Genomic DNA, 21200 nt, shown 5'->3' on the forward strand with positions numbered 1-21200 from the left:
AAATAATGCTGTCGTCCGTCCCGTCACTGGGAGACGGCGTCTAACAGACCGTCGGCCGCGGCTTGGACGTCGTAGGGACCCATCATGTTCTCGCTCAGCGCCGTCTTGCAGGCGCCCATCTGCTCCGGCGGCACTGCGAGGCCGTGGGCGATGGTCGGCGGGTACCGCTCGGAGTTGGTGAGGTCCTCGTAGGTCAGGCCGATGAAGTCGCCCAGTTCGTTCGGGTCGATGTCCGTCCGAAGCGGCACGGAGCCTTTCAGGTTGTTGAACGCAATCTGGGCCTCCTTGGTGCCGACGAACTTCTGCCACGCGATGGTCTCCTCCTTGCTGGGGTTGTTCGCCGGCGCGACGATGGCGTCGATGTGGTAGCCGTAGACGCCCTCGGTGCCCGGGAACGGAACCCAGTCCCAGTGCTCCTTGTAGTTGAACGAGTCGTCGACGCGGAACTGGCCCGCGAGCCAGTTCCCCTGGTGCATGCAGGCGACTTCCCCGTTTATCATCTTCCCGCCGACGTCGGTGAAACTCACCGACGAGGCGTCGCTGGTGATGTAGTTCTGCTGAATCTCCTTGACAACTTTCAGCGAGTCGACGATGGCCTGCCGGTTCCCGTTGCCCTCGATGAAGTCCATGTACGCGTCGACGCCGGCCTGACTCTGCAACACCTGCGCCCACAGTTGGAGGACGGTCCACGGGGCGACCATCGCCTGTCCCATCGGCGTGATGTCCGTCTCGGACTTGATGGCGTCGAGCGCGCTCATCAGCGAGTCGATGTCGTCGAGGCTCGACGGGTCCACGCCCGCCTCCTCGAAGGCCGAGATGTTGTAGAACAGGTTGTTCATCCGATGGGACCCCAGCGGTACCGAGGACATCTTGCCGTTGAACGTACAGAGTTCGACGGCGCGGTCCTGCATCACGTCCTTGTACCCCTCGGCGTCCCACACGTCCGATTCGAGGTCCATCAGGTGACCCCGGTAGCGTTCGAGGTTGTTCCCCGGCCAGTTCGCGAACGAACTCATCGGGTTGTTGTTCACCATCCGGCGCAGAATCGTCGCGTTGAGGTTGACGTTCGCGCTCGCCCCGACGGCTTGGAACTGCGTCTCCATCTCCGGATACTCGCTCTTGAACGCGTCGATGAGCGCGTTCACCGCCGCCTCCCCGTCACCACCGGCCCAGCCGTGGAGGACTTCGAGCGTGTTGCTCCACTGTCCGCCACCCCCGGACCCGTCGCTCCCGTCACCGCTCCCGGTCCCGCCGCCGTCGCCGCCACCGTCACCGCCGCCGCCGTCGCCGTCGCCCGAACAGCCAGCGATGCCCAGTGCCGCGCCGGCGCTCAGCGCCGCGAGGTATCTACGCCTGTCGATCGTCGAAGCAGGTTTGTCACGGTCGACCATACGGTATAGAGGGTTCACCTACTGAGTTATAAAACTACCGGCATTTGAAAGTGGTTACCGACCAGCGCATTCCGGTCCCGCATCTATCGGCGCTTCAGTCCCACCGGGACGAACCGGGTTCGACACCGCGCCCGGTCCGAACCGTCGTGTCGGGTTCGCGAGCGGTCACGACTCGTCGAACATCTCCTGTCCGTCGGCGAGATGAGCCTCGACGGCGTCGAAGTCGAGCGTCAGACCCAGACCTGGTCCCTCGGGGATGGCCAGACGGCCGTCCTCGATGAGGCCGTCCTCCTCGACGAGGTCCTCCCACCAGCCGAGTTCGTAGGAGTGGTACTCCAACGCGAGAGCGTTCGGAATCGCCGCTCCGACGTGGGCCGACGCCATCGTCCCGATGGGCGAGGAGACGTTGTGCATCGCCACCGGACGGTAGAACATGTCGGCGAGGGTGGCTATCTTCGCCGTCTCGCGCATCCCGCCGACCTTCGGCACGTCTGGCGCGACGATGTCGACGCCCTCCTCGGCAATCAGACGGCGTTGGCCGTGCGTCCGATAGACGTTCTCGCCGGCGGCGATGGGGGTGGCGGTGGACGCCGTCACCTCCCGCTGGACGTCGTGGTTCTCCGGGGGAACGGGGTCCTCCAGCCACCAGACGTCGTACGGTTCGAGGGCCCGTGCCAGTCGTTTCGCGCTCCCGCTGGCGAACGCCCAGTGGCAGTCGAAGGCGGCGTCGGCCCGGTCGCCGACCCGCTCCGTCACCCGTTCGACGATTTCGGCCTTGTGGTCGATTTCTGGCTTCCTGAGGTGTCGGTTCGCTCGGTCCTTCTCGTGGCCGGAGGGGACGTCGAGGTCGAACTTCAGCGCGTCGTAGCCGAGTTCGTCGACCACGCGCTCCGCCTCGTCTGCACAGGCCGCCGGGTCGGCCTCGTCCTCTGTGTGGCAGTCACAGTAGACGCGCACCTCGTCGCGGTACTTCCCGCCCAGCAGTTGGTACGCGGGCACGTCGAGCACCTTCCCGGCGGCGTCGTGGAGGGCGAGTTCGATGCCGGAGATGGCGGCGATGTCCTTCCCCGCTATCGAGCCCTCGCCGGACATCTTCTGGACCATGTGCTCGTACAGTCGGTCGATGTCCAGCGGGTTCTCGCCGACGACGAACGGCTTCAGGCGGTCGATTATCTCGGGGAGCGCACCCCCCCAGTAGGCCTCGCCGTTGCCGACGACGCCCGCGTCGGTGTAGACGCGGACCAGCGTCCACGGGTAGTTCCCGTCGACGATGACCGACTGTACGTCCGTTATCTCGACGTCGCGCCGCTCGCCGCGGGACTCGGTGAGTCCCATCGTCTCCGACGAGAGGTCGCGCATGGTGTACTCTGCGTTGGGGTCGCGCAAGTCTGCGTAGTTCATGCGACACCGGGAGATGACTATCCATCATAAAAACACTTCCGGGACCTTCCCTGACCCCGACCAGCGACCGACGCCAGACGGACGCAGTAGCGCCAACTCGCCGGCTTCGAGGCGAGTCAGACAGTCGTCACTGGGTTGCTCAGGGTCCCGATACCGTCCACGTCGATGTCGACGCGGTCACCCTCCCGGAGCGTGAACCCTTCGTCCGGTACCAGCGACGTCCCGGTGAGCAGCACGGCGAGTTCGGGGACGGCGTTGTGTGCGGTGTAACAAGAGACCAGTTCCTCGCAGGTGCGGACCATCTCTCCGGTGTTCGTCTCGCCGCTGTAGACGCTCTCGCCGTCGCGGTGAATCGTCATCGAGAGCGCCAGCGAGTGCGGGTCGTCGACATCGGTGACGACGCTCGGACCGATGGCACAACAGCGGTCGTAGACCTTCGCCTGCGGTAGGTAGAGGGGATTGACACCCTCGATAGAGCGACTGCTCACGTCGTTGCCGATTGTGTACCCCACCGTCTCGCCCTCGTAGAGGACGACGCCGAGTTCGGGTTCGGGGACGTCCCACTCGGAGTCGCCCCTGATGCCGACCTCCTCTCCGGGACCTACGGTCCGACTGGGCGTCGCTTTGAAGAATATCTCCGGGCGGTCGGCGTCGTACACGTCCAGATACATGTCCGGCGTCTCGCTCTCCTCTCGGCGCGCCTCCTCGCTAATCTGGTACGTGACGCCGGCGGCCCACACCTCGTCGGCGTAGAGCGGCACAGTCCGGTCGGCCTCGAGACGTTCCGGCGCGAGTTCCACACCGGACTCGGCGTGCCGGGCGGCGACGTCGTCCGGTCGCACGTCGGCGACGCTGGCCGCTGAGAGGAGGTCCCGAAACGACTGTAACTGTGGCTTGGCCGCGGTGAGGTCGTACAGGCCCCGATCCGTCGAGACAGCCAACCGACCGGTGTCTCCGTCGCTGAACTGGTAGTACCGCATACGCTCTGAGTGTCAGTAACGATTTAAAAATGTTTTGCTGAGGGGGTCGGCGGGACGGCGTGAAACCGTCGTTCAGGTAACGCGTAGACCTCGCTCCAAAGTCGGAGAGGTGTTCACTAATGCTGAACAGAAGAAATAACAAAAGTACACCAGTTACCCAAATATTGTTTAATGTTCACATTGCACGAGACATCGTCTCGCACCCGTTCTCGGGCATCTCGGCCTCTGCCGCACAGAGCGTCTCGACAGAGGCCGCCACTCTCACCGACCCCGTCGTTCACTTATTCTGAACGATACTTCGGGTAACGGGTAGCGTCCGTCTTCGGAGACGAACACGTGACCACCAGCGTCCCGACGCGGCCGCCGACTCCGCAGCGCAGTCGGGTGACTCCTTCCGGACGGTGTCGTCCACGGGCTCCCTCGACAACGCGGCTGGCTCGATTGCTCGAACGACGGCGTCGTCCGCGGGAGAGCCTTGGCGAGATAGTTTCGAGACGTACAGTCCGAACTGGCTCGCGTCAAATACGCATCCCAACACATTATTCCCATCTATGCCCATATATTCAGACGTTTCTATCCCGTTATCGAAGTTTCTCACACTACATCCTCATTTCTAAATCCGTTTTTCGGTATATATTATTTAGAGATGGGGAAGTATATTCTAATTCGACTGTTTTATCTCTCGAATCTGCGTCCCGGTAGACGTATCCGTCCGATATCGGTCGAAGTCGTCGTTACGTCCCGTTCCCTCCGGACCACTCACTCCCACGGAGAACGGAACGCCGCCCGCGGGAGGAGTCGGTACGTCTCCCCGCGAGCGCGGAAGTACTGGCGGGTCCGCCGCTTCCCGTCGACGACGAACCGGAGGGCGTCGAGCGCCGTCTCGTTGCGCCACCGTGCGGTACTGGCCGGCGAGAACCACACGCCGTCCGCCGCCGTTCGGACCCGACCGCGGACGAGGCGCTGTCCCACGTCTTTCAGGTCCGCGCTGTGCCAGTGACAGAGGACGCACGCTGGCTGACCGTCGGTGAGCGAGAGGTCCGACGGCGGCGAGAGGGAGAGCGCGCCATCGCGTAGGGAAAAGCCGTCGACGGGCCACGTCTGGGGCCGCCCGCCGGCATCCACTACCGTCGCCACGAGGCGGTCGTACCGCGCGGCCTCCGACGGGGCGACGTCGGCGGCCGGCCACGCCTCGACGCGACCGGGACCCGCGGCGTCGAGTCGGGTGAGACGGTCCGGCGTAATCTCTATCAGGATGCGCAGACCGTACCAGTCCAAGCAGAGGAGGCCGAGTCTGGACTCCATGACAGAGGCGGCGTCGAGCATCGCGGTCCGCTTCTCCGAGGGGGGTTCGGCCTCGAACAGGCGCCGCAGGTGGTGTGCGTTGGCTTCGAGGTCGTCGTCCCGGACCGTCGCCGTCCCGGTTACGTACAGGGGGCCGTCGGGACCGTGGAGCAAGAGGCCGACCGTCGGCGACGCCTTCGCCCGAGCGGCCTTCTCCGCGAACGCCGGCGAACAACTGACTACGACGCGGTCGCTGGCCGGGTCGTACGTCGGCGTCACCGGCACCGTCGCCGGACGGTCCTCCCGAAGCGTCGTGAACTCGGCCGTCGTGGACGCGGCGACGGCGGCGCGCAGTTGCCCGGTGGTCACGTCCCCGCGCAGTTCGTCCCCGGCGGCCGTCACGCGCCCACCCGCGTTCGGAACCCGTTCAGGAGGCGTTCGAGGCCGCGTTCCGTCTCCCCGGGGTGTGGCAGACCGAGGGCGCAGGCCACGTCGTCCTGCCGCTTCAGCGGTTCGAACACCGCTGGTTCGTCCAGCCCCCACACGCTCGGCACCGACCCGACGCCGGTGCGCTCGACGATGCCTGCGACGGCACGTCTGGCCGCCTCGTTCGCGCTCTCCATCGTGGCGAGGTCCGTCTCGGTGCGCACGTAGTCCGCGGCCAACACGAGGTTCGGGGCTTCGGTCACCGCATCCGGGCGGTTCCGGAGCGACCCGACCGTGTTGATGAGCAACGGCGACCGGTTGTCCATCCGACCGCCCCCGTCGACCTCCACGATGGCGGGGTCTACGACCACGTCGTACAGCGCCGCCTCCGAGAGGCGTTCGTCTTCCCGGTTCAGGTGGGCGGTCATCTGCGCCCACACCTCGTCGACGATTTCCTCGCGCGTGCACTCGCTGGCGGGCTTGTCGAACAGGACTCCCGGCGTCTCCCAGTCCGAGACGATGACCGAGAGGACCCCCCGCACCGACCCGTCGGCACAATCGTGCAGGTCGAACGGGCCGTCGGCCCAGAACTGGCCCTGCGAGATGGACGTGAGCGCCCACGGCGAGTCCGTGTACGCCTGATGGCCGTGTGCCAACGGCGCGTCGTCGGTGAGGTAGAACTGGAGGCCGTTCATCCACGCCGTGTCGAGTTTGCGGACGCCCGCGAGCGACGGGGCCGCACGGGTCAGTTCGGGCGTGAGCAGCCGCGCCATCACCTCGACTGGCACCGCGGCGACGTAGTGGTCGGCCGTCACCGTCTCGGGGCCGTCCTCGCCCTCGACCACGACGCCGGTCACCGACGCGCCGTCGGACTCGATGGCCGTCACGGGCGTCCCCGTCCGGAACGCGACGCCCAGCGAGCGGAGGTACTCGACCCACGGCGCTATCCACACCTCGCTCGTCGGGCCGTTCAACACCGCCTCCGTGGGCCGGCGGGGCTCTATCTGGTCGAGCATCAACTGGACGTAGATGCGCCCGATGGTCCGGGCGCTCGCCACCTGCGGCCGCATCGCCACGAGCGCCTGCGTGCTCTCGGCGAGGTGCTTCCGGTAGGCCGGCGAACGCCGCTCCGCGCTGACGAACTCCCACCACGTGATTGCGTCGAACTCCGTCTCGCGGCGACGAGAGCCGCTCGTGAGCAAGACGAGGAGGCGCCGCATGAAGTAGTTCGTCTCCCGGGTCGTGAGTTCGCCGTTCCCGATGGTCGGTTGGAGGGCATCCAGCCACTCGGAGACGGTCCGCGGCGTCGCCGACCGGGAGAGCGACTCGCCGCCCTCGACGGAGGCCACGAGCGTCTCGCTCGTCGGGACGAGGTTGTCCGCGACGGTGCCCCCCTCCGGGAGCGGAATCCGGGCCATCGTGTCCCGGAGGTTCGTGTAGAACCCCGGGAAGAAGCGAAAGCCGTGTTCGCCGGGCAACGGCGGTCCGCCCGCATCCGCCTCGTACTCGAAACTCCGCGCCTTCCCGCCCAGACGCTCGTCGGCCTCGTACACCGTGACCGCGAAGCCGCGCTCTGCGAGTTCCTGCGCCGCGCTCAGGCCGCCGACCCCGCCCCCGAGGATGGCAACCGACGACGAATCGGTATGCATACCTCCGAGACGGGACCGACCGTAATAACGGTTCTATCTCCGAGCGGCGTCAACACACCGCACAGGCCCACGCGGTCGTCTCAGAGGTCGTACGTCGCTATCTCCGTGGACCCGCAGGCCGGACAGCCCTCGTCCGTCTCCCCGACGGTCGTGCCGCACCGCCGGCACTCTCGGAACGCCGACGACGCTGTCTCCGACGGCGGCCCCCGGGCGACGGCCCGTTTCAACTGGTCCAACATGGACGGGCGGAGGGGCGGCGCGAGTATATAGGTCAGCCAACCGCGTCGGAAGTGAAAACCGACCGACAGCGGGCCGGTGGCTCGACCCCCCGTCAGCCGTTCGTCAGACACCTATTAGCCACCTATACAGAGTATCCTGTCGATACTTAGGCGGACGTCGGGCGAACGATAGCCGACCAGCTATGTTCGAGGACACGCTCTTCCGGGTGGCCGCCACCGCCGACGCGTGGCGGGCGACGGGGGCCACGCGAGCGGCGGTCGAAGCGCGCCAGCGGCGTCGACTGGCGAGGACGCTCGCGTTCGTCCGACGGCAGTCCCGATTTTACAGGCGTCACTACGCCGCGGTTCCCGAGGGCGAGACCGACCTGCGGGCGTTTCCGCCGGTGACGAAGGAGACGCTGATGGCGAACTTCGAGGACGTGGTCACGGACACCGCGGTGACCCGCGACGGCGTGGAGTCGTTCGTCGCCGACGACGCCGCCATCGGCACGCGGTTCCTCGACCGATACCCCGTCTGGCAGACGTCGGGCACGACCGGTGACCCGGGGACGTTCCTGCAGGACGAGCGGTCGATGACGGTCCTCTCGGTCCTGCCGGACCGGTGGATGCTCCCGGCGGTTCTCGGGGTCGACCCGCTCCGACGGCTGGTCGGACAGAACGTCCGGGCCGCGGAGATAGCGGTCACCGGCGGCCACTTCGCGGGCGCGTCGGGCGTCGCCTTGCTCCGCCGAGAGTCGACGTGGCTTGACCGACGGCTTCAGCTGTTCTCCCCCACGACGCCGCTCTCGGACCTCTGTACGGCACTGAACGAGTTTCGGCCGGCGCTACTCGTCGGCTACGCGACCGTCCTGGTCGAACTGGCGGCGGCCCGGCGCGACGGGCGGTTGACCGTCAACCCCGCGCTCGTCGTGCCGACCGCGGAACCGGTCACCACCGCCCAGAAAGACGAGATGCGGCGGGCCTTCGACTGTCCCGTTCGGGAGGTGTACGGCGCGACCGAGTGTTACCCCATCGCCGTCGAGTGCGGGCGCGGGAACCTCCACGCGAACACCGACTGGGTCGTCCTCGAACCCGTCGACGAGGCGTATCGCCGAGTCGACCCCGGCGACCCCGGTGCGACGCTCCTGCTGACGAACCTCGCGAACCGCATCCAACCGCTCGTCCGGTACGACCTCGGAGACAGCGTCACGCTGTACGAGGAGCCATGTCCCTGTGGGAGTCCGTTCCCGGTACTCGACGTCGAGGGGCGACAGGGGGCCGTCCTCCGGTTCGACGTCGACGGCGAGACGGTGCCCGTGTTCCCCCTCGCCGTATCCAGCGTCGTCGAGAGCGTCCCCGGCGTCCGGCGTGCGCAAGTGGTTCGGACGGCACCGCGGACGCTTCGGGTCCGCATGGACGTGCCGGACGAGCGCGATGTGGACCGCGTGTGGTCCGGCGTCGAGGCGGAACTGCGGACGTTCCTCGCCGACCAGGGCGTCCCCGACGTGACCGTCGAGCGGGATTCGACGCCGCCGCGCCGCCACCCGGACAGCGGGAAGTACCGACACGTCTGGTCCGAACGCTCGTGACCCGAGTGTCCGACGTTCGACCGGACGCACGCTCCCGACCGCGCCGGGAACAGAGAGGGCCATGACCGCCGACCGCTGGTCGTCGCGCGTCGGATTCCTGCTCGCCGCCATCGGGGCCGCCGTCGGGTTGGGCAACATCTGGCGGTTCTCGGCCGTCGTCGGTCAGAACGGGGGCGGGGCCTACCTCGTCCCGTACCTCGTCGCGGTCGTCGTCTGTGCCGTCCCCCTCCTCGTTCTCGAACTGGCCGTCGGGCGGACGCTCCGGACCGGCGTGGTCGCCGCGTTCCGAACGGTCGACGACCGCTACGCCGTCGTCGGGTGGGTCGTCGTCGCCGGCGTCCTCCTCATCCTGAGCTACTACCTCGTGCTCACCGGGTGGGTGCTGGGCTTTCTCGTCTCGTGGAGCGTCGGACCCGGGACGACGTTCACGGCGTTCACGGCGGGGTGGCGGCCGGTCGCGTACTTCGGCCTCGCGGCGCTCCTGACCGGCGGCGTCGTCTCGCTGGGCGTCCGCGAGGGTATCGAGCGACTGGCGACGCTGCTGTTGCCGCTGGTGTTCGTCCTGTTGGCCCTCCTCGCGGCGTACGCGGCGACGCTCCCGGGATGGGGTCGGGCCGTGGCCTTCCTCTTCACGCCGGACTTCTCGGTGCTGTCCGACCCCGGCCTCTGGAGCGCGGCCGTCGGACAGGTGTTCTTCTCGCTGTCGGTCGGGCAGGGCATCATGATTACCTACGGGGGCTACGTCGACGACGACGCCGACCTCACGCGGTCTGCGCTTGTGATTACCGTGGCCGATGTGGGGGCCGCGCTCACGGCTGGACTGGTCATCTTCCCCATCGTGTTCAGTTTCGGCCTCGGACCGACCCTCGGGACGGAACTGGCCTTCACGACGCTCCCGAGGGCGTTCGCGACGATGCCGTTCGGCCGCCCCGTCGCCGTCGCCTTCTTCGGTCTGCTGGCGCTAGCGGCGCTCAGTTCGGCCGTGGCCATGCTGGAAGTGGGCGTCGCCGCCCTGACGACCACCGGCCTCGACCGGCGACCCGCGACCGCCCTGCTCACCGGCGGGATGGTGGTGGCAGGCGCGCCGTCGGCGCTGAGTTACAGCCCCCTCAATCTCTCGCTGGCCGGCGTCCCCGTCCTGGACCTCGTGGACGCCACCGTGGGGACCTTCGCGCTCCCCCTCTCGGCGGTCCTCGTCGTGGCCGTGTTCGTCTTCGTCGCGGACCTCGACGCCGTCCGCGCGGAACTCGGCGCGCTCTATCCCCTCGTCCGGTACGTCGTCCCCGTCGCACTCGTCGCCGTCGTCCTCGCGCGGGCGGTGGGCATCGCCCGACCGGCGTGGCGACTCCTCGTCGACAGGGCTGGCACGCCGTCCCCCGGCGTGGTGGTCCCAGCCTCCGCGCTCAGCCCCGGCCAACGGCTTTTGTTGCCGGCCCGCCAACCCGCGTCCATGACCGACCTCCGCTACCTCCCCGACGCCGACGGCGTCACCGAGTTCGAGGCGACGGTGACAGACGCCACCGAGGACTACGTCGTCCTCGACGGAACGTACTTCTATCCCGAGGGCGGCGGCCAACCGGCCGACCGGGGCCGCCTCTCGTGGGACGGCGGCGAAGCGACGGTCCGCGACGTGCGCAAGAACCACGGCGACGTGCGCCACTACGTCGAGGGAATCGAGGGCACGGTCCCGGCCCCGGGAACGACCGTGACGGGCGAGATAGACGCCGAGCGACGCGAGCGGTTGCGCCGGATGCACACCGCCCAGCACGTCGTCTCCCGCGTGGTACTGGACGAGTTCGACGCCGCGACGGCCGGCAACCAGATTCACGTCGACCGCTCGCGCATCGACTTCGAACCGGCCGACTTCGACGCCGAGGACGTGGCGACAATCGAGCGCGAGGCGAACCGACTCGTCGAGGCCGACCTCCCGGTGTCGAAGGCCGAACGACCACGCGCCGAGGTCGAGGCCGAGACGCCCGCGGGGCGCACCCAACTCGACCTGATACCCGACCACGTCGACCCGCTCCGGGTGGTCGAGATAGCCGAGTTCGACACCTGTCCCTGCGGCGGCACGCACGTCGACCACACGGGCACTATCGGACGCATCCGCGTCACGGACCGCACCTCGAAGGGGGCCGACGTGGAGCGTATCGAGTTCGAACTCGCGGACTGACTCAGGTGGCGGCGTCGGGCCACGCCCCCACGGCCGGCGACTCGGGGTCGAGGTCGGCGACGAACCGCATCGTCGCGACGTTGGCCGCGAAGCCGAGGAGCGCGGCACCCCCCACGCCGAGGACGAGGCCGAGAATCGGGACGTTGACGACGAGCAGCGACGCGAACGGCGAGACCACGAGGACGAACAGCGCGAACCCGACGAGGTAGCGGAGGTACGCGCCGCCCTCGACGGCGAGGCCGTAGGAAGCGCGGGCGGCGCTCACGATGTCGGTCTCCCGGAGGACGAGCAGATAGGGCGTGGCGGCGAACAGGTACGCCACCAGGAGGAACACCGGGATGGCGAGCAAGACGACCGGGAGCAACGCCCACGGCCCGCCGCCCAGACCCGCGAAGGCGAGGGGCAGGACGAACAGGAGCGGCACCGCCGTCAGCGCGAGGAACGGCAGGAAGAACCGGCGGACGTTCGCCGCGAAGTCGTAGCGGCCCGCCACGAGCGTCTGGCCGATGCTCCCGAAGTAGCCCGCGGCCAGCGCCGCCTGCACGGCGAGCGCCACCGGGAGGACGAGCAACGCCAGCGGCATCCCGACCCCCGGCAACCCCGTCTGGACGGTGACGCCTCGACTCGGCGGGTCGACGAACGTCCAGACGTCGACCACCGAAATCGGCGTCCCGAGTCGGAACCCGACGTGGAAGCCGTCGTGGGCCAGCACCGCCCGGAGTTTGTCCGTATCGAGCAGTGCCGTCGCCGCGGGCACCAGCGCGAGGCCGGGGGCGTCGAGCGCGCGGTCCCAACCGTCGGAGAGTCGCGTGAGGAACGACGGCATCGTCACCACCGCCCGGGACGACGGGCGAAATCGCCGGACTCGGGACGGGAGGCGGGCGAGTCAGGACGGCGAGAGCGACACGGCGTGTGAGTGGAGGGCATCACTGGCACGTCGTAGGACGGTACTAAGTCGTTTGTGCTGCCGGTTGGGGTCCCCCGACCGGGCCAGCACCCTTCTCTCAGCGCCGGACTCTTCGAAGCCGCTGGACCGCACCGACGACCAGCACCGCGACGAACAGCAGCGCCACGAGTCCGAGGTCGAAGCCGGGGCCGTCGCCCTCGGCGAGGTCGGGGTCGCGGTTCCAGTCGTCGCCCTCGCTGACGTTCATCCGCCCCGCTTCGACGCCCTCGACGGTGACGTTCCCGCCGGTCGCCGGGAACTCGACGGTGACGTCCTTTCGCTCGCCCGGCGCGAGTCGGACGGTCCGGTTCGCGACCGGTTCGCCGTCGACGCGGACGGTGACGGTGCGCTCGGCCGGTCGGTCGCCGGGGTTCTCGACTGTCGCCGTGACGGACGTCTGGTAGCCGTTTCTGGCCCAGTCCGGCGGTTCGGTGCTGTTGAGAACCCGGACTTCGCCCGGTTGGAGCGAGACAACCGCGAGCGAGGAGATGCCGTCGGCGGTGGCGAGGTACTGCGCCGTCCCGGGGTCGTACCGCGTCGGCAGCGGCGTCCACTCGCCGTCGGCGTAGCGGTACAGGACCACGCTGTCACGGGAGCGGTCGTCGGGGATGGCCCGCGCGTCGAGTTTCACCGCCAGCGCGACGCTCCTGACGGCCTCGTCGTCGGTGTCCGAGACCATCTGTACGTACCCCAACGCGTCGCCCCGCGGAACCGGCGGGAGCGGTGCAGGGTCCGCCCGCGGCGACGACACCGTGGTCTGGACCGCAGTCCGGTCCGCCCCGAAGGTCACGTTCATACCCGTGAGCGTCACCGCCGGCGACTGTTCGGACGGTCCGGCGAGGTCGACAGACGGCGCGACGCTCTCGCCCGCGGCGGCGTCGTGGACGGTGAGCGTGAGGCCGTCGCTGGTCTCGGACCGGACGACGCTCGGTTGCGTGGGCTCCGGTGAGTTCCCCGCCGAGTCGTCGCTCGAACTGTCAGCGCCGTCGTTCGAACTGCCCCCACCGTCGTTCGAACTTCCTCCGTCATCGGGATTCCCGTAGACTATCGACGACCCGCCGCCGCCCGAGTTCGACTGTCCGCCGCCGCTGTCTTGTTCCGCCGGCGTCGCTGTCGGGGCTTCGGTCGGCGTCGCGGACGGAGTGCCCGTCGGTGTTCCGGCCGGTGTCGGAGACGGTGTAGCCGTCGCCGTGGGGGCGGGCGTCGCGGTCGGGGTTGGTGTCGACGGCAACGGCGGGAACAGCGGGGGGAACGTCGGCGTCGGCGTTCCGGCCGGCGTCTGGGTCGCCGTCGGGGTCGGCGTCGGCTCTGGCGTGGGTGTTGCGGTCGGCTCTATGGTTGGCGTCGGTGTTGCAGTCGGCGTCGGCTCTGGGGTTGGCGTTGGCGTCGGAGTATCAGTCGGCGTCGGGGTCGCTGTCGGCTGTATCGTTTCAGTCTCTGTTGGCGTCGGCTCTGGTGTCGGCGTCGGCTCCGGGGTTGGCGTTGGCGTCGGCTCTGGTGTCGGCGTCGGCTCCGGGGTTGGCGTTGGCGTCGGCTCTGGTGTCGGCGTCGGCTCCGGGGTTGGCGTTGGCGTCGGTGTTGCAGTCGGCGTCGGCTCCGGGGTTGGCGTTGGCGTCGGTGTTGCAGTCGGCGTCAGCTCCGGGGTTGGCGTTGGCGTCGGTGTTGCAGTCGGCGTCGGGGTCGCTGTCGGCTCTGGTGTTGGCGTCGGCGTTGGTGTTGCTGTAGGCTCTGGTGTTGGTGTCGGGGTCGGCTCTGGAGTTACCGTCTCCGTTGCAGTCGGAGTCGGGGTCGGTGTTGGTGTCGGAGTCGCTGTAGGCTCTGGTGTTGCCGTCTCCGTTGCAGTCGGTGTTGGCGTCGGGGTCGGTGTTGCCGTCTCCGTTGCAGTCGGTGTTGCAGTCGGCTCTAGCGTTTCAGTCTCTGTTGGTGTCGGCGTCGGAGTAGCAGTCGGCTCTAACGTCGCCGTCTCGGTGGGAGTCGCAGTCGGTGTGGGGGTTGGCGTCGCTGTCGGGGTTGTAGTCTCCGTCTCGGTGGCCGGAATAGTGGGTGTCGCCGTCTCCGTTTCCGGAATCGACGGCGTCCCCGTCTCGGTGGCCACCTGCAGTTGCGGGCCGGGTGCCAGCGGCGACCCGCCAGACTGTGCGTCGGTCAGAGCGGCGGTACCCACGAACGCCGTGGCGGCGACAGCCGAGAGCCCAAGACAGAGAACGAGCAAGACACGAGAGAGAGGGCGGCGACCCATGGCGGCCCCTCCGTCTATCGCGGGAATAGTTACACGCAGGCAAGGATTCGATAAGTTCGCCTTATCGAGCGGAGTCGTCGTGACCGCCTCGCGGACCCGCGCTCGCCCCGCAGTGTCGGTATCGGGCCGGCGGCGACCCCCTCGGCCGTTCGGCGCGGGGCGCGGCCCGTCATCACGTTCGGCCCCCGACAGAAATCCCGTATTACGGCCGTAGACGGACCACGGGACGACAGATTGGTGATGTCGCGCGGCGCGTTCGAGCCGATAAGACCACGATAACTATCAATTGACGGAGGTAAATCCGACCATGACCGAACAGGCAACGTCACGGCGACGGTTTCTCCGGGTCGCGAGCATCGCGGGCGTGGTAGGGCTCGCCGGTTGTGGCGGTGATGGCGGAAATGGCGGGGACGGGGGCGACGGCGGTGGCGACGTCACCGGCGACGACTATCCGACTATCGACGAGTGGCTGACCGAGACGGACCTCGGCGGCGCGGACGACACGTACGACGGCACCTTCGCCGACCAGCGAGACAGCGACAGCGTCACCGTCGACGTCGGTGCCGAGGGCAACGGCGGCGCCTTCGCCTACGCGCCGTCTGCACTCGTCGTCTCTGCGGGCACGGAGATAGAGTGGAACTGGACCGGCGAGGGGAACCCGCACAACGTCGAGGCGCTTCCCGAGGAGCAACTCGGAGAGTCCGACTACGAGTTCAGTTCCGGAGAGGCCGAGGGCGGGTCCGGCGTGAAGTACACGCGAACGCTAGACGAGGCCGGTATCCTCCTCTATCACTGCGAACCGCACTTCTCGCTCGGCATGAAGGGCGGCATCGCGGTGGAGTGAGCCGCCTCACTCGTCGCCGCGTCCGAGGTCGTAGAACTCCTCGTTGGGCCGCATGTCCGCGAGGTGTGCCAGCCTGTTCGAGAGGTTGAAGAAGGCGGCGACGCTCCCGACGTCCCAGACGGCCCGGCGGCTGAAGCCGTGGTCCTCCAGTCGCTCGATGTCCGCCTCGGTCACCTCGGCAGGCCGCTCTGTGAGTTTCACCGCGAAGTCGAGCATCGCCCGATGAGCGTCCCCGACGTCGGCCGTCCGGTGGTTCGAGGCCAACTGTTCGGCCAGTTTCGGTGCCTCGGCGTAGATGCGCAGGAGCGCACCGTGGGCGACGATGCAGTACAGACAGTCGTTGACGCCGCTGACGGTGACGACTATCATCTCCACCTCCGCGCGCTCCAGTTCCGTCTCCTCGACAAGGGCGTCGTGGTAGGCGAAGAACGCCCGGAAGTGCGAGGGGCGGTAGGCCATCGCCGAGAAGACGTTGGGGGTAAATCCCGCCCGCTCCGTCTCCTCGTCGATGCGCTCGCGCAGGTCCTCCGGGAGGTCCTCGTAGTCGGGCACCTCGAACCGCCGCATCGGCTCCGTGTCAGCCATACGCACACCGCGTCGCGGGCGGGCTTCAAAGTTCGGCCCGTGCGGGGGACGCCGAACGAATCAGTCCAAAGGTCTAAGCCTCCCCGGGCCGGACCTAGACCCACTATGAGCACCGAAACAGAGGACGGGGACGACCTGCGCGAGCGCATCACGAACTTCCTGCGCCGGAACTTCCCGCAGATTCAGATGCACGGCGGCAGCGCGGCCATCGAGGAAATCGACCGCGAAGAGGGGAGCGTCACCATCCGACTCGGCGGCGCCTGTTCCGGCTGTGGCATCTCGCCGATGACCATCCAGGCCATCAAGACGCGCATGACCAAGGAGATTCCCGAAATCAACGAAGTCGTCGCGCGCACCGGGATGGAACAGCAGGAGGGCATGGCCGGCGGTGCCGGCAGCCCCTCGTTCCCCGGCGAGTCCCGCGGCGGGGACATCGGCGGCGACAGCGACGAAGGTCCCGAAGCGCCGTTCTGACGCCAGACGTCTCCCGTTTTTTCGCCGTCGACGAGCGGTAGCTGTGCGTACGAAGATGTCGGTAGATTTTGCAGTAGTGCGCCAGTATCGCCATCTTTAGATATAGATAAGGAAGATATGGAAATTCATAATCACCTACTAGGCTTTGGAATCTGATTTTCGTCTTCAGTATCGGGTCTCTGAATGTATATCTCTTCTTCTAGACCCATATATTGTCGAGGAGAGAGTGAATCTCTCAGGTTCCCTTCATCCCACCGCTGGCGAGCCCTTCGACAATCCAGTGTTGGAACACCGCGAACAGCACGACGACGGGAATCATCGTGACCGTCGCAGCGGTCAACAGCAGTTCCCACGCGACGGTGTTCTGGGACTGGAACAGTTGCAGGCCGAACGGCAGGGTCCGGGTCGCCGCCGTCTGTGAGAGGATGGAGACGAACAGGAAGTCGTTCCACGAGAGGATGAAGGTGTAGAACCCGGCGACAGTGATACCCGGCAGTGACATCGGGACGATGATGCGTCCGAGGATGTCCAGGTGCGAGCAGCCGTCCATCTTCGCCGCCTCGTCGAGCGACTCCGGGATGTCGTCGAAGTACCCCTTGAGCAGCCACGTTCCCAGCGGAATCCCGAGGACGGAGTGGGCGATGATGATGCCCAGCAGCGAGTCGATGAGGTTCAGCGAGAACATCACCAGGAAGAACGGGATGAGGATGAGCACCCGCGGCAGCATCTGCGTCCCGAGGAAGGTAAACAGCAATCCGCTCCGTCCGGGGTACTCGAAGCGCGACATCGAGTACGCCGCCAGCGTCCCGACGACCAGCGTTATCGCCGTCGTCGCGGTGGCGACGATGGTGGAGTTGATGAAGTACTGCTGGAACAGCCCCGTCGAGAGGATGGCGACGTAGTTCTGGAGCGTTAGTTCACTCAGCGCCGGCACCAGTCGCGGCGAGTAGAGGAAGTCCGGCGAGGTGAACGTCGCCATGACCATGTACGCCACGGGGAGCAACAGGAACGCCATGTAGACGCCGAGGACGGCGTACACGCCCAGGGCGCGCTTCGGCGACATGTCCTCCGCGAGCCACGCGTCCAGTCGGTCGGAGAGGGAGCGGTTCGTCGAACGTGCTTGCGATTGCGTATCAGTTGCCATAGTCAGTCACGCGCCTCCAGCGTAGCGTATACGACGGTAAAGGCCATCATGATGAGCAACATCACGACGCCGATGCTAGCGGCGTAGCCCATCGCGTACTGCTGGAACGCCTGTTTGTAGATGTACGTCGCGAGCACCTCGGTATTGCCCAGCGGGCCGCCTCCCGTCGAGAGGAAGACGATGTCGAAGTTGTTGAACGTGAAGATGACGTGCAACACGATCATGATCATCGACACGTACGATATCTGCGGGAGCGTGATGTAGCGGAACCGCTGGAGCGGACCGGCCCCGTCGAGTCGCGCGGCCTCGTACTGGGTCTCGGGGATGGACTTCATCGCCGCCAGCAACGCGATGGCGTAGAACGGGGTGTTCCGCCAGACGTGCATCAACACGACGAGCGGGAACGCCACGCCCGGCCGCCCGAACCACGCGGCCGTCTCCATCCCGAGACTGCCGAGGATGACGTTGACCGGGCCGAACCCGGTCTGGGTCAGGAACCGGAAGATGATGACCATCACGATGATGGGCAGGACCCACGTGATCATCGACAGACTCCGGAATAGCCCCGCGCCGGGCACCTTCTCTTTGAGCGCCAGCGCGAGACCGAGTCCCAGCAGGTACTGCAGCGAAACGGCGATAGACGTCAGCAACACCGTGTGCCACAACGCCGACTGGAACGTCGCGTCGGCGAACATCTGCGCGAAGTTCTGTAGCCCGACGAACGTCTGTTGCTCGGGGTTCAACAGCGACGCCTCGAAGAAGGCCAACTGGATGCCCCGGAGCGTCGGGAAGATGATGATGACGCCCATCAGGACGACCGCGGGGAGTACCAGCGCGTAGCCCAGCCACGTCTCTTCAAGGAACGAGCGGAACTCCTCGACGTACCCGCCAGCCGTCGGGCCGGTGTCAGTGCTCGTTGCCATCAGGTTCTCAGAGCTCGCTTTCGAGGTTCTTCAGCTTGTTGTGGAACTGGTCGCCGGCCTCGTACGGGTCGGTTCTGCCGTAGGCGACCTCCTGCATGTGCTTGTAGAACGGTTCGCGGACGGGCCCCCAACCGATCTTCGCCAGCGCGCGGCCCGTCTCGAAGACGTCGGTGAACGGCTCCCAGTTCTCGTTGGTGATGGTCGACTCGACGTCCTCGTGGACCGGCGTCATGCCGTTGCCTTTCGCGTCCTCGCCCATCGCTCTCAGCGTGTCCGGCGAGGCGAACGCCGCCACGACTTCCTTCGCGGCCTCCTGCTGCTCGGAGTGGCTGTTGACCATGACCGGCTTGACTTCGAGGAAGGTGCCCTTCGAGGCCCCCTCGCCGCGGGGCAGATGGGCCACCCGCGTCCGCTCGTTCAGAATCTTCTCGGCCAGGTCGCTGTCGTTGATGTTGTCGCCGGTGGTCCACGAGCGCAGCCACGTCCCGCACTCGATGAACGCGAAGTTCCCGTTGATGTAGCCGGGGTCGTTGACCTGCCACCCGGTCCCCAGTTGGTCGGGGTTGCCGACCGGGTCCTCGGCGGCGTAGATTTGGTAGTACCAGTTGTCGAATATCTGTCCGAGTGCGTCGGCCTCGACGTTCAGCTTCCAGGACTCGCCGTCCGGGACGTAGAGCTGGTCGGTGTGCTGGTAGACGTGAGACATCCACTCTTGGAACGCCCGGACGCTGCCGTCCTTGGTGCAGTTGTGGTAGGCCACCATGTCGTCGTACTCGCTGTTTATCATCCGTCCGACCTCGTGGAAGGCCGAAGCCGACTGCGGGACGTCCTGTCCGAGTTCCTCCAAGACGTCTTTCCGGACGATGAAGCCGCGAGCGTTTCCGTTGTACGGCAGTCCGTACAGTTTCCCGCGGTAGGTCAGGGCGTCGATAGTGCTCTCGACGTAGCCGTCGTAGAAGTCCAGCCCCTCCGCCCAGTCGCCCAGCGGGGCGAGGTGGCCCGCCTTGACGTACTCCGTGAGGTGGCTCAGGACACCCTCGATGGCGTCCGGGTTACCGGTTCGAGCGCCGGTGAGGAACTTCTGTCGCAGGTCCTCGTAGGAGAACCGACCCATCTCGAGGGACGTGTCCGAGCGCTGCTTGAAGTTCTCCTGGAACGTCTCTTTCCAGACGGGCGGCGAGCCGTCGTTCGGGAAGGCGTAGTTCCAGAAGAGCACCTTGTTGCCGCCGCCACCGCCGCCGCTGCTGTCACTGGTGTTGCCACCGCTACCGCCGTCGGCACCCATCTCGTCGGCCGCACCGTCGCCCCCGCCACCGCAACCGGCGAGTCCGGCGGTGGCTCCGACGCCGATGGCCTTCACGAGCGAGCGCCTGCTGAGTCCAGAGGAACTACTGTCTGACATTGGGCAAACCCTAGCAAGGACATTGGACTACCCTTATTTAAATTTTTCCCAAAAGACCGTGGACAACGCTCGTGAACGGCTGGCACGCGACAGTACATTTATTAGGCACACTCCGGGAGAGTATGGTGCATGCCGAAGATAGCCTTCATCGGAGCGGGCAGTATGGTGTTCGCCACGAAACTCGTGGGGGACATCCTCTCGTTCGACGAACTCGAAGACAGCACCGTCGCGCTGATGGACATCGACGAGCACCGCCTCGACCAGACGACGCGCATCGCCGAGGCGATGGTCGAGAACGAGGGCCTCGACGCCACCGTCGAGTCGACCACGGACCGCACAGAGGCACTGGAGGGCGCCGACTACGTCCTGAACATGATAAACGTCGGCGGCACCGAACCGTTCGAGAACGAGATTCGCATCCCGGAGGAGTACGGCGTCGAGCAAGCCATCGGCGACACCATCGGCCCGGGCGGCATCTTCCGCGGTCTGCGGACCATCCCGACGATGCTCGACCTCGCGAACGACATGGAGGAGTTGTGTCCCGACGCCCTCCTGTTGAACTACACGAACCCCATGTCCATCCTCTGTCAGACGATGTTCGAGGCCACCGACGTCGAAACCGTGGGCCTCTGTCACAGCGTCCCCCACACCGCCGAGGCCATCGAGGACTACGTCGGCGTCCCCGAGGGCGAACTGGAGTACTGGGTCGCCGGGGTCAACCACGTCGCGTGGTTCCTCGACGCCAAACACGACGGCAAGAGCGTCTATCCGGACCTCCGCGAGGCCTACGACGACCCAGAGACCTACGAACGGGACACGGTGCGCTTCGAGATGATGAAACACTTCGGCTACTTCCCGACCGAGTCCTCCCACCACATGTCGGAGTACGTCCCGTACTTCCGGACCGACGAGGAGACCATCGAGGAGATGACCGGCACGGACTACGCCGAACGGATGCCCACGGCGACGTACCTCGAAGGGTGGCAGGCCCGCTCGGAGGAACGGGACGACCCCGAACTCGGCGTCGACTTGGACGAGGTCGGCGTCGAACGCTCCGAGGAGTACGCCTCGCGGCTCATCCACTCCATCGAGACGGACACGCCCCGCCGCTTCAACCTCAACGTCAGCAACGAGACGAACGCCATCGAGTCCCTGCCGAACGACGCCTGCGTCGAAGTCCCCGTCCTCGTCGACGGCACTGGCCTGCACCCCTGTTCGGTCGGGGAACTGCCGAAGTCCATCCGCACCTTCCCCCAGCAACACGTCGCCGTCCAGCAACTCGCCGTCGCGGGCGCGCTGGAGAACGACCGCGAGAAGGTCCACCGCGCGGTCAAGCAGGACCCGCTGACCGCGGCCCAGTTGACCCTCCCGGAGATTCACGAGATGACCGAGGAACTGCTGGACGCCAACGAGGCGTACCTGCCGGACCTGCACTGAGTGCGCTCACCGGCGGTCACCTGTCACTTCTCCGTTCGACGACACCGCGAGTGCCGACGCTCGTCTCCGAGCGGCGAACCGCGACACGCGCGAAA

18 protein-coding genes and 1 pseudogene are annotated in these 21200 nt (G+C 66.9%); 7 read left to right on the plus strand and 12 right to left on the minus strand.

Translation table 11 applies throughout. The features are described 5' to 3' along the window. Positions 1-23 precede the first annotated feature (23 nt). From Hhyl6_RS11670 to Hhyl6_RS11695, 6 genes are all read right to left on the minus strand, one after another. A complete protein-coding gene (locus tag Hhyl6_RS11670; RefSeq protein ID WP_483739363.1) occupies positions 24-1391 on the minus strand; it encodes an ABC transporter substrate-binding protein in 1368 nt (455 codons plus the stop codon). 165 nt (positions 1392-1556) lie between these two features. Further along, positions 1557-2792: a mandelate racemase/muconate lactonizing enzyme family protein gene (locus Hhyl6_RS11675; RefSeq protein WP_483739364.1), complete on the minus strand. Its 1236-nt coding sequence runs from the start codon at positions 2790-2792 to the stop codon at positions 1557-1559. Positions 2793-2908: 116 nt separating this feature from the next. After that, the gene (locus Hhyl6_RS11680; RefSeq protein WP_483739365.1) at positions 2909-3772 is read right to left on the minus strand and encodes a fumarylacetoacetate hydrolase family protein; all 864 of its coding nucleotides are present in this window, start codon (positions 3770-3772) and stop codon (positions 2909-2911) included. A gap of 759 nt (positions 3773-4531) precedes the next feature. Next, positions 4532-5458 carry a pyridoxamine 5'-phosphate oxidase family protein gene (locus Hhyl6_RS11685; protein WP_483739366.1) on the minus strand — a complete coding sequence of 309 codons (927 nt, stop codon included), beginning with the start codon at positions 5456-5458 and terminating at the stop codon, positions 4532-4534. Beyond that, positions 5455-7131: a hydroxysqualene dehydroxylase gene (locus tag Hhyl6_RS11690; RefSeq protein ID WP_483739367.1), complete on the minus strand. Its 1677-nt coding sequence runs from the start codon at positions 7129-7131 to the stop codon at positions 5455-5457. The genes Hhyl6_RS11685 and Hhyl6_RS11690 overlap by 4 nt, the downstream gene beginning before the upstream one ends. Before the next feature lie 80 nt (positions 7132-7211). Continuing rightward, complete coding sequence (locus Hhyl6_RS11695; protein WP_483739368.1) at positions 7212-7370, minus strand: hypothetical protein; 159 nt, start codon at positions 7368-7370, stop codon at positions 7212-7214. Positions 7371-7552: 182 nt separating this feature from the next. Here Hhyl6_RS11695 and Hhyl6_RS11700 point away from each other — a divergent pair, with 182 nt between their 5' ends. The 3 genes and pseudogenes from Hhyl6_RS11700 to Hhyl6_RS11710 all read left to right on the plus strand — a co-directional run bounded on the left by Hhyl6_RS11700 (position 7553) and on the right by Hhyl6_RS11710 (position 11111). Further along, a complete protein-coding gene (locus tag Hhyl6_RS11700) occupies positions 7553-8938 on the plus strand; it encodes a phenylacetate--CoA ligase family protein (RefSeq protein ID WP_483739369.1) in 1386 nt (461 codons plus the stop codon). A 61-nt stretch (positions 8939-8999) separates the two neighbouring features. After that, positions 9000-10151: pseudogene (locus Hhyl6_RS11705) on the plus strand (sodium-dependent transporter); the annotation flags it as partial. 237 nt (positions 10152-10388) lie between these two features. Continuing rightward, complete coding sequence (locus tag Hhyl6_RS11710; RefSeq protein ID WP_483739705.1) at positions 10389-11111, plus strand: alanyl-tRNA editing protein; 723 nt, start codon at positions 10389-10391, stop codon at positions 11109-11111. Position 11112: 1 nt separating this feature from the next. Here Hhyl6_RS11710 and Hhyl6_RS11715 read toward each other — a convergent pair whose 3' ends face one another. After that, positions 11113-11937 carry a hypothetical protein gene (locus Hhyl6_RS11715; protein WP_483739370.1) on the minus strand — a complete coding sequence of 275 codons (825 nt, stop codon included), beginning with the start codon at positions 11935-11937 and terminating at the stop codon, positions 11113-11115. A gap of 178 nt (positions 11938-12115) precedes the next feature. Continuing rightward, positions 12116-13288 carry a CARDB domain-containing protein gene (locus Hhyl6_RS11720; RefSeq protein ID WP_483739371.1) on the minus strand — a complete coding sequence of 391 codons (1173 nt, stop codon included), beginning with the start codon at positions 13286-13288 and terminating at the stop codon, positions 12116-12118. On the opposite strand from Hhyl6_RS11720, the gene Hhyl6_RS11725 reads away from it, so the two are divergent. Further along, positions 13276-13782 carry a hypothetical protein gene (locus Hhyl6_RS11725; RefSeq protein ID WP_483739372.1) on the plus strand — a complete coding sequence of 169 codons (507 nt, stop codon included), beginning with the start codon at positions 13276-13278 and terminating at the stop codon, positions 13780-13782. The genes Hhyl6_RS11720 and Hhyl6_RS11725 overlap by 13 nt on opposite strands. 821 nt (positions 13783-14603) lie before the next feature. Then, positions 14604-15140: a halocyanin domain-containing protein gene (locus Hhyl6_RS11730; RefSeq protein ID WP_483739373.1), complete on the plus strand. Its 537-nt coding sequence runs from the start codon at positions 14604-14606 to the stop codon at positions 15138-15140. 6 nt (positions 15141-15146) lie between these two features. Here the strand turns inward: Hhyl6_RS11730 and Hhyl6_RS11735 are convergent, their stop codons facing one another. After that, on the minus strand, positions 15147-15725 hold the full coding sequence (locus tag Hhyl6_RS11735; RefSeq protein WP_483739374.1) for a peroxidase-related enzyme: 579 nt from the start codon (positions 15723-15725) through the stop codon (positions 15147-15149). A gap of 105 nt (positions 15726-15830) precedes the next feature. On the opposite strand from Hhyl6_RS11735, the gene Hhyl6_RS11740 reads away from it, so the two are divergent. Beyond that, on the plus strand, positions 15831-16199 hold the full coding sequence (locus Hhyl6_RS11740; protein WP_483739375.1) for a NifU family protein: 369 nt from the start codon (positions 15831-15833) through the stop codon (positions 16197-16199). 235 nt (positions 16200-16434) lie between these two features. Here Hhyl6_RS11740 and Hhyl6_RS11745 read toward each other — a convergent pair whose 3' ends face one another. The 3 genes from Hhyl6_RS11745 to Hhyl6_RS11755 are packed head-to-tail and all read right to left on the minus strand — an operon-like array spanning position 16435 to position 19668. Beyond that, positions 16435-17343 (minus strand): carbohydrate ABC transporter permease, encoded by a 909-nt coding sequence (locus tag Hhyl6_RS11745; protein ID WP_483739376.1) that lies wholly within the window; start codon positions 17341-17343, stop codon positions 16435-16437. 2 nt (positions 17344-17345) lie between these two features. Continuing rightward, entirely contained in the window at positions 17346-18266 is a 921-nt protein-coding gene (locus Hhyl6_RS11750; protein ID WP_483739377.1) for a carbohydrate ABC transporter permease, read from the minus strand. A gap of 7 nt (positions 18267-18273) precedes the next feature. Continuing rightward, positions 18274-19668 carry an ABC transporter substrate-binding protein gene (locus Hhyl6_RS11755; protein ID WP_483739378.1) on the minus strand — a complete coding sequence of 465 codons (1395 nt, stop codon included), beginning with the start codon at positions 19666-19668 and terminating at the stop codon, positions 18274-18276. 129 nt (positions 19669-19797) lie between these two features. Between Hhyl6_RS11755 and melA the strand changes: the two genes are divergently transcribed. Then, a complete protein-coding gene (gene melA / locus Hhyl6_RS11760; RefSeq protein ID WP_483739379.1) occupies positions 19798-21105 on the plus strand; it encodes an alpha-galactosidase in 1308 nt (435 codons plus the stop codon). Positions 21106-21200 lie beyond the last annotated feature (95 nt).

The sequence above is a fragment of the Haloarcula sp. H-hyl6 genome, from assembly GCF_056934455.1.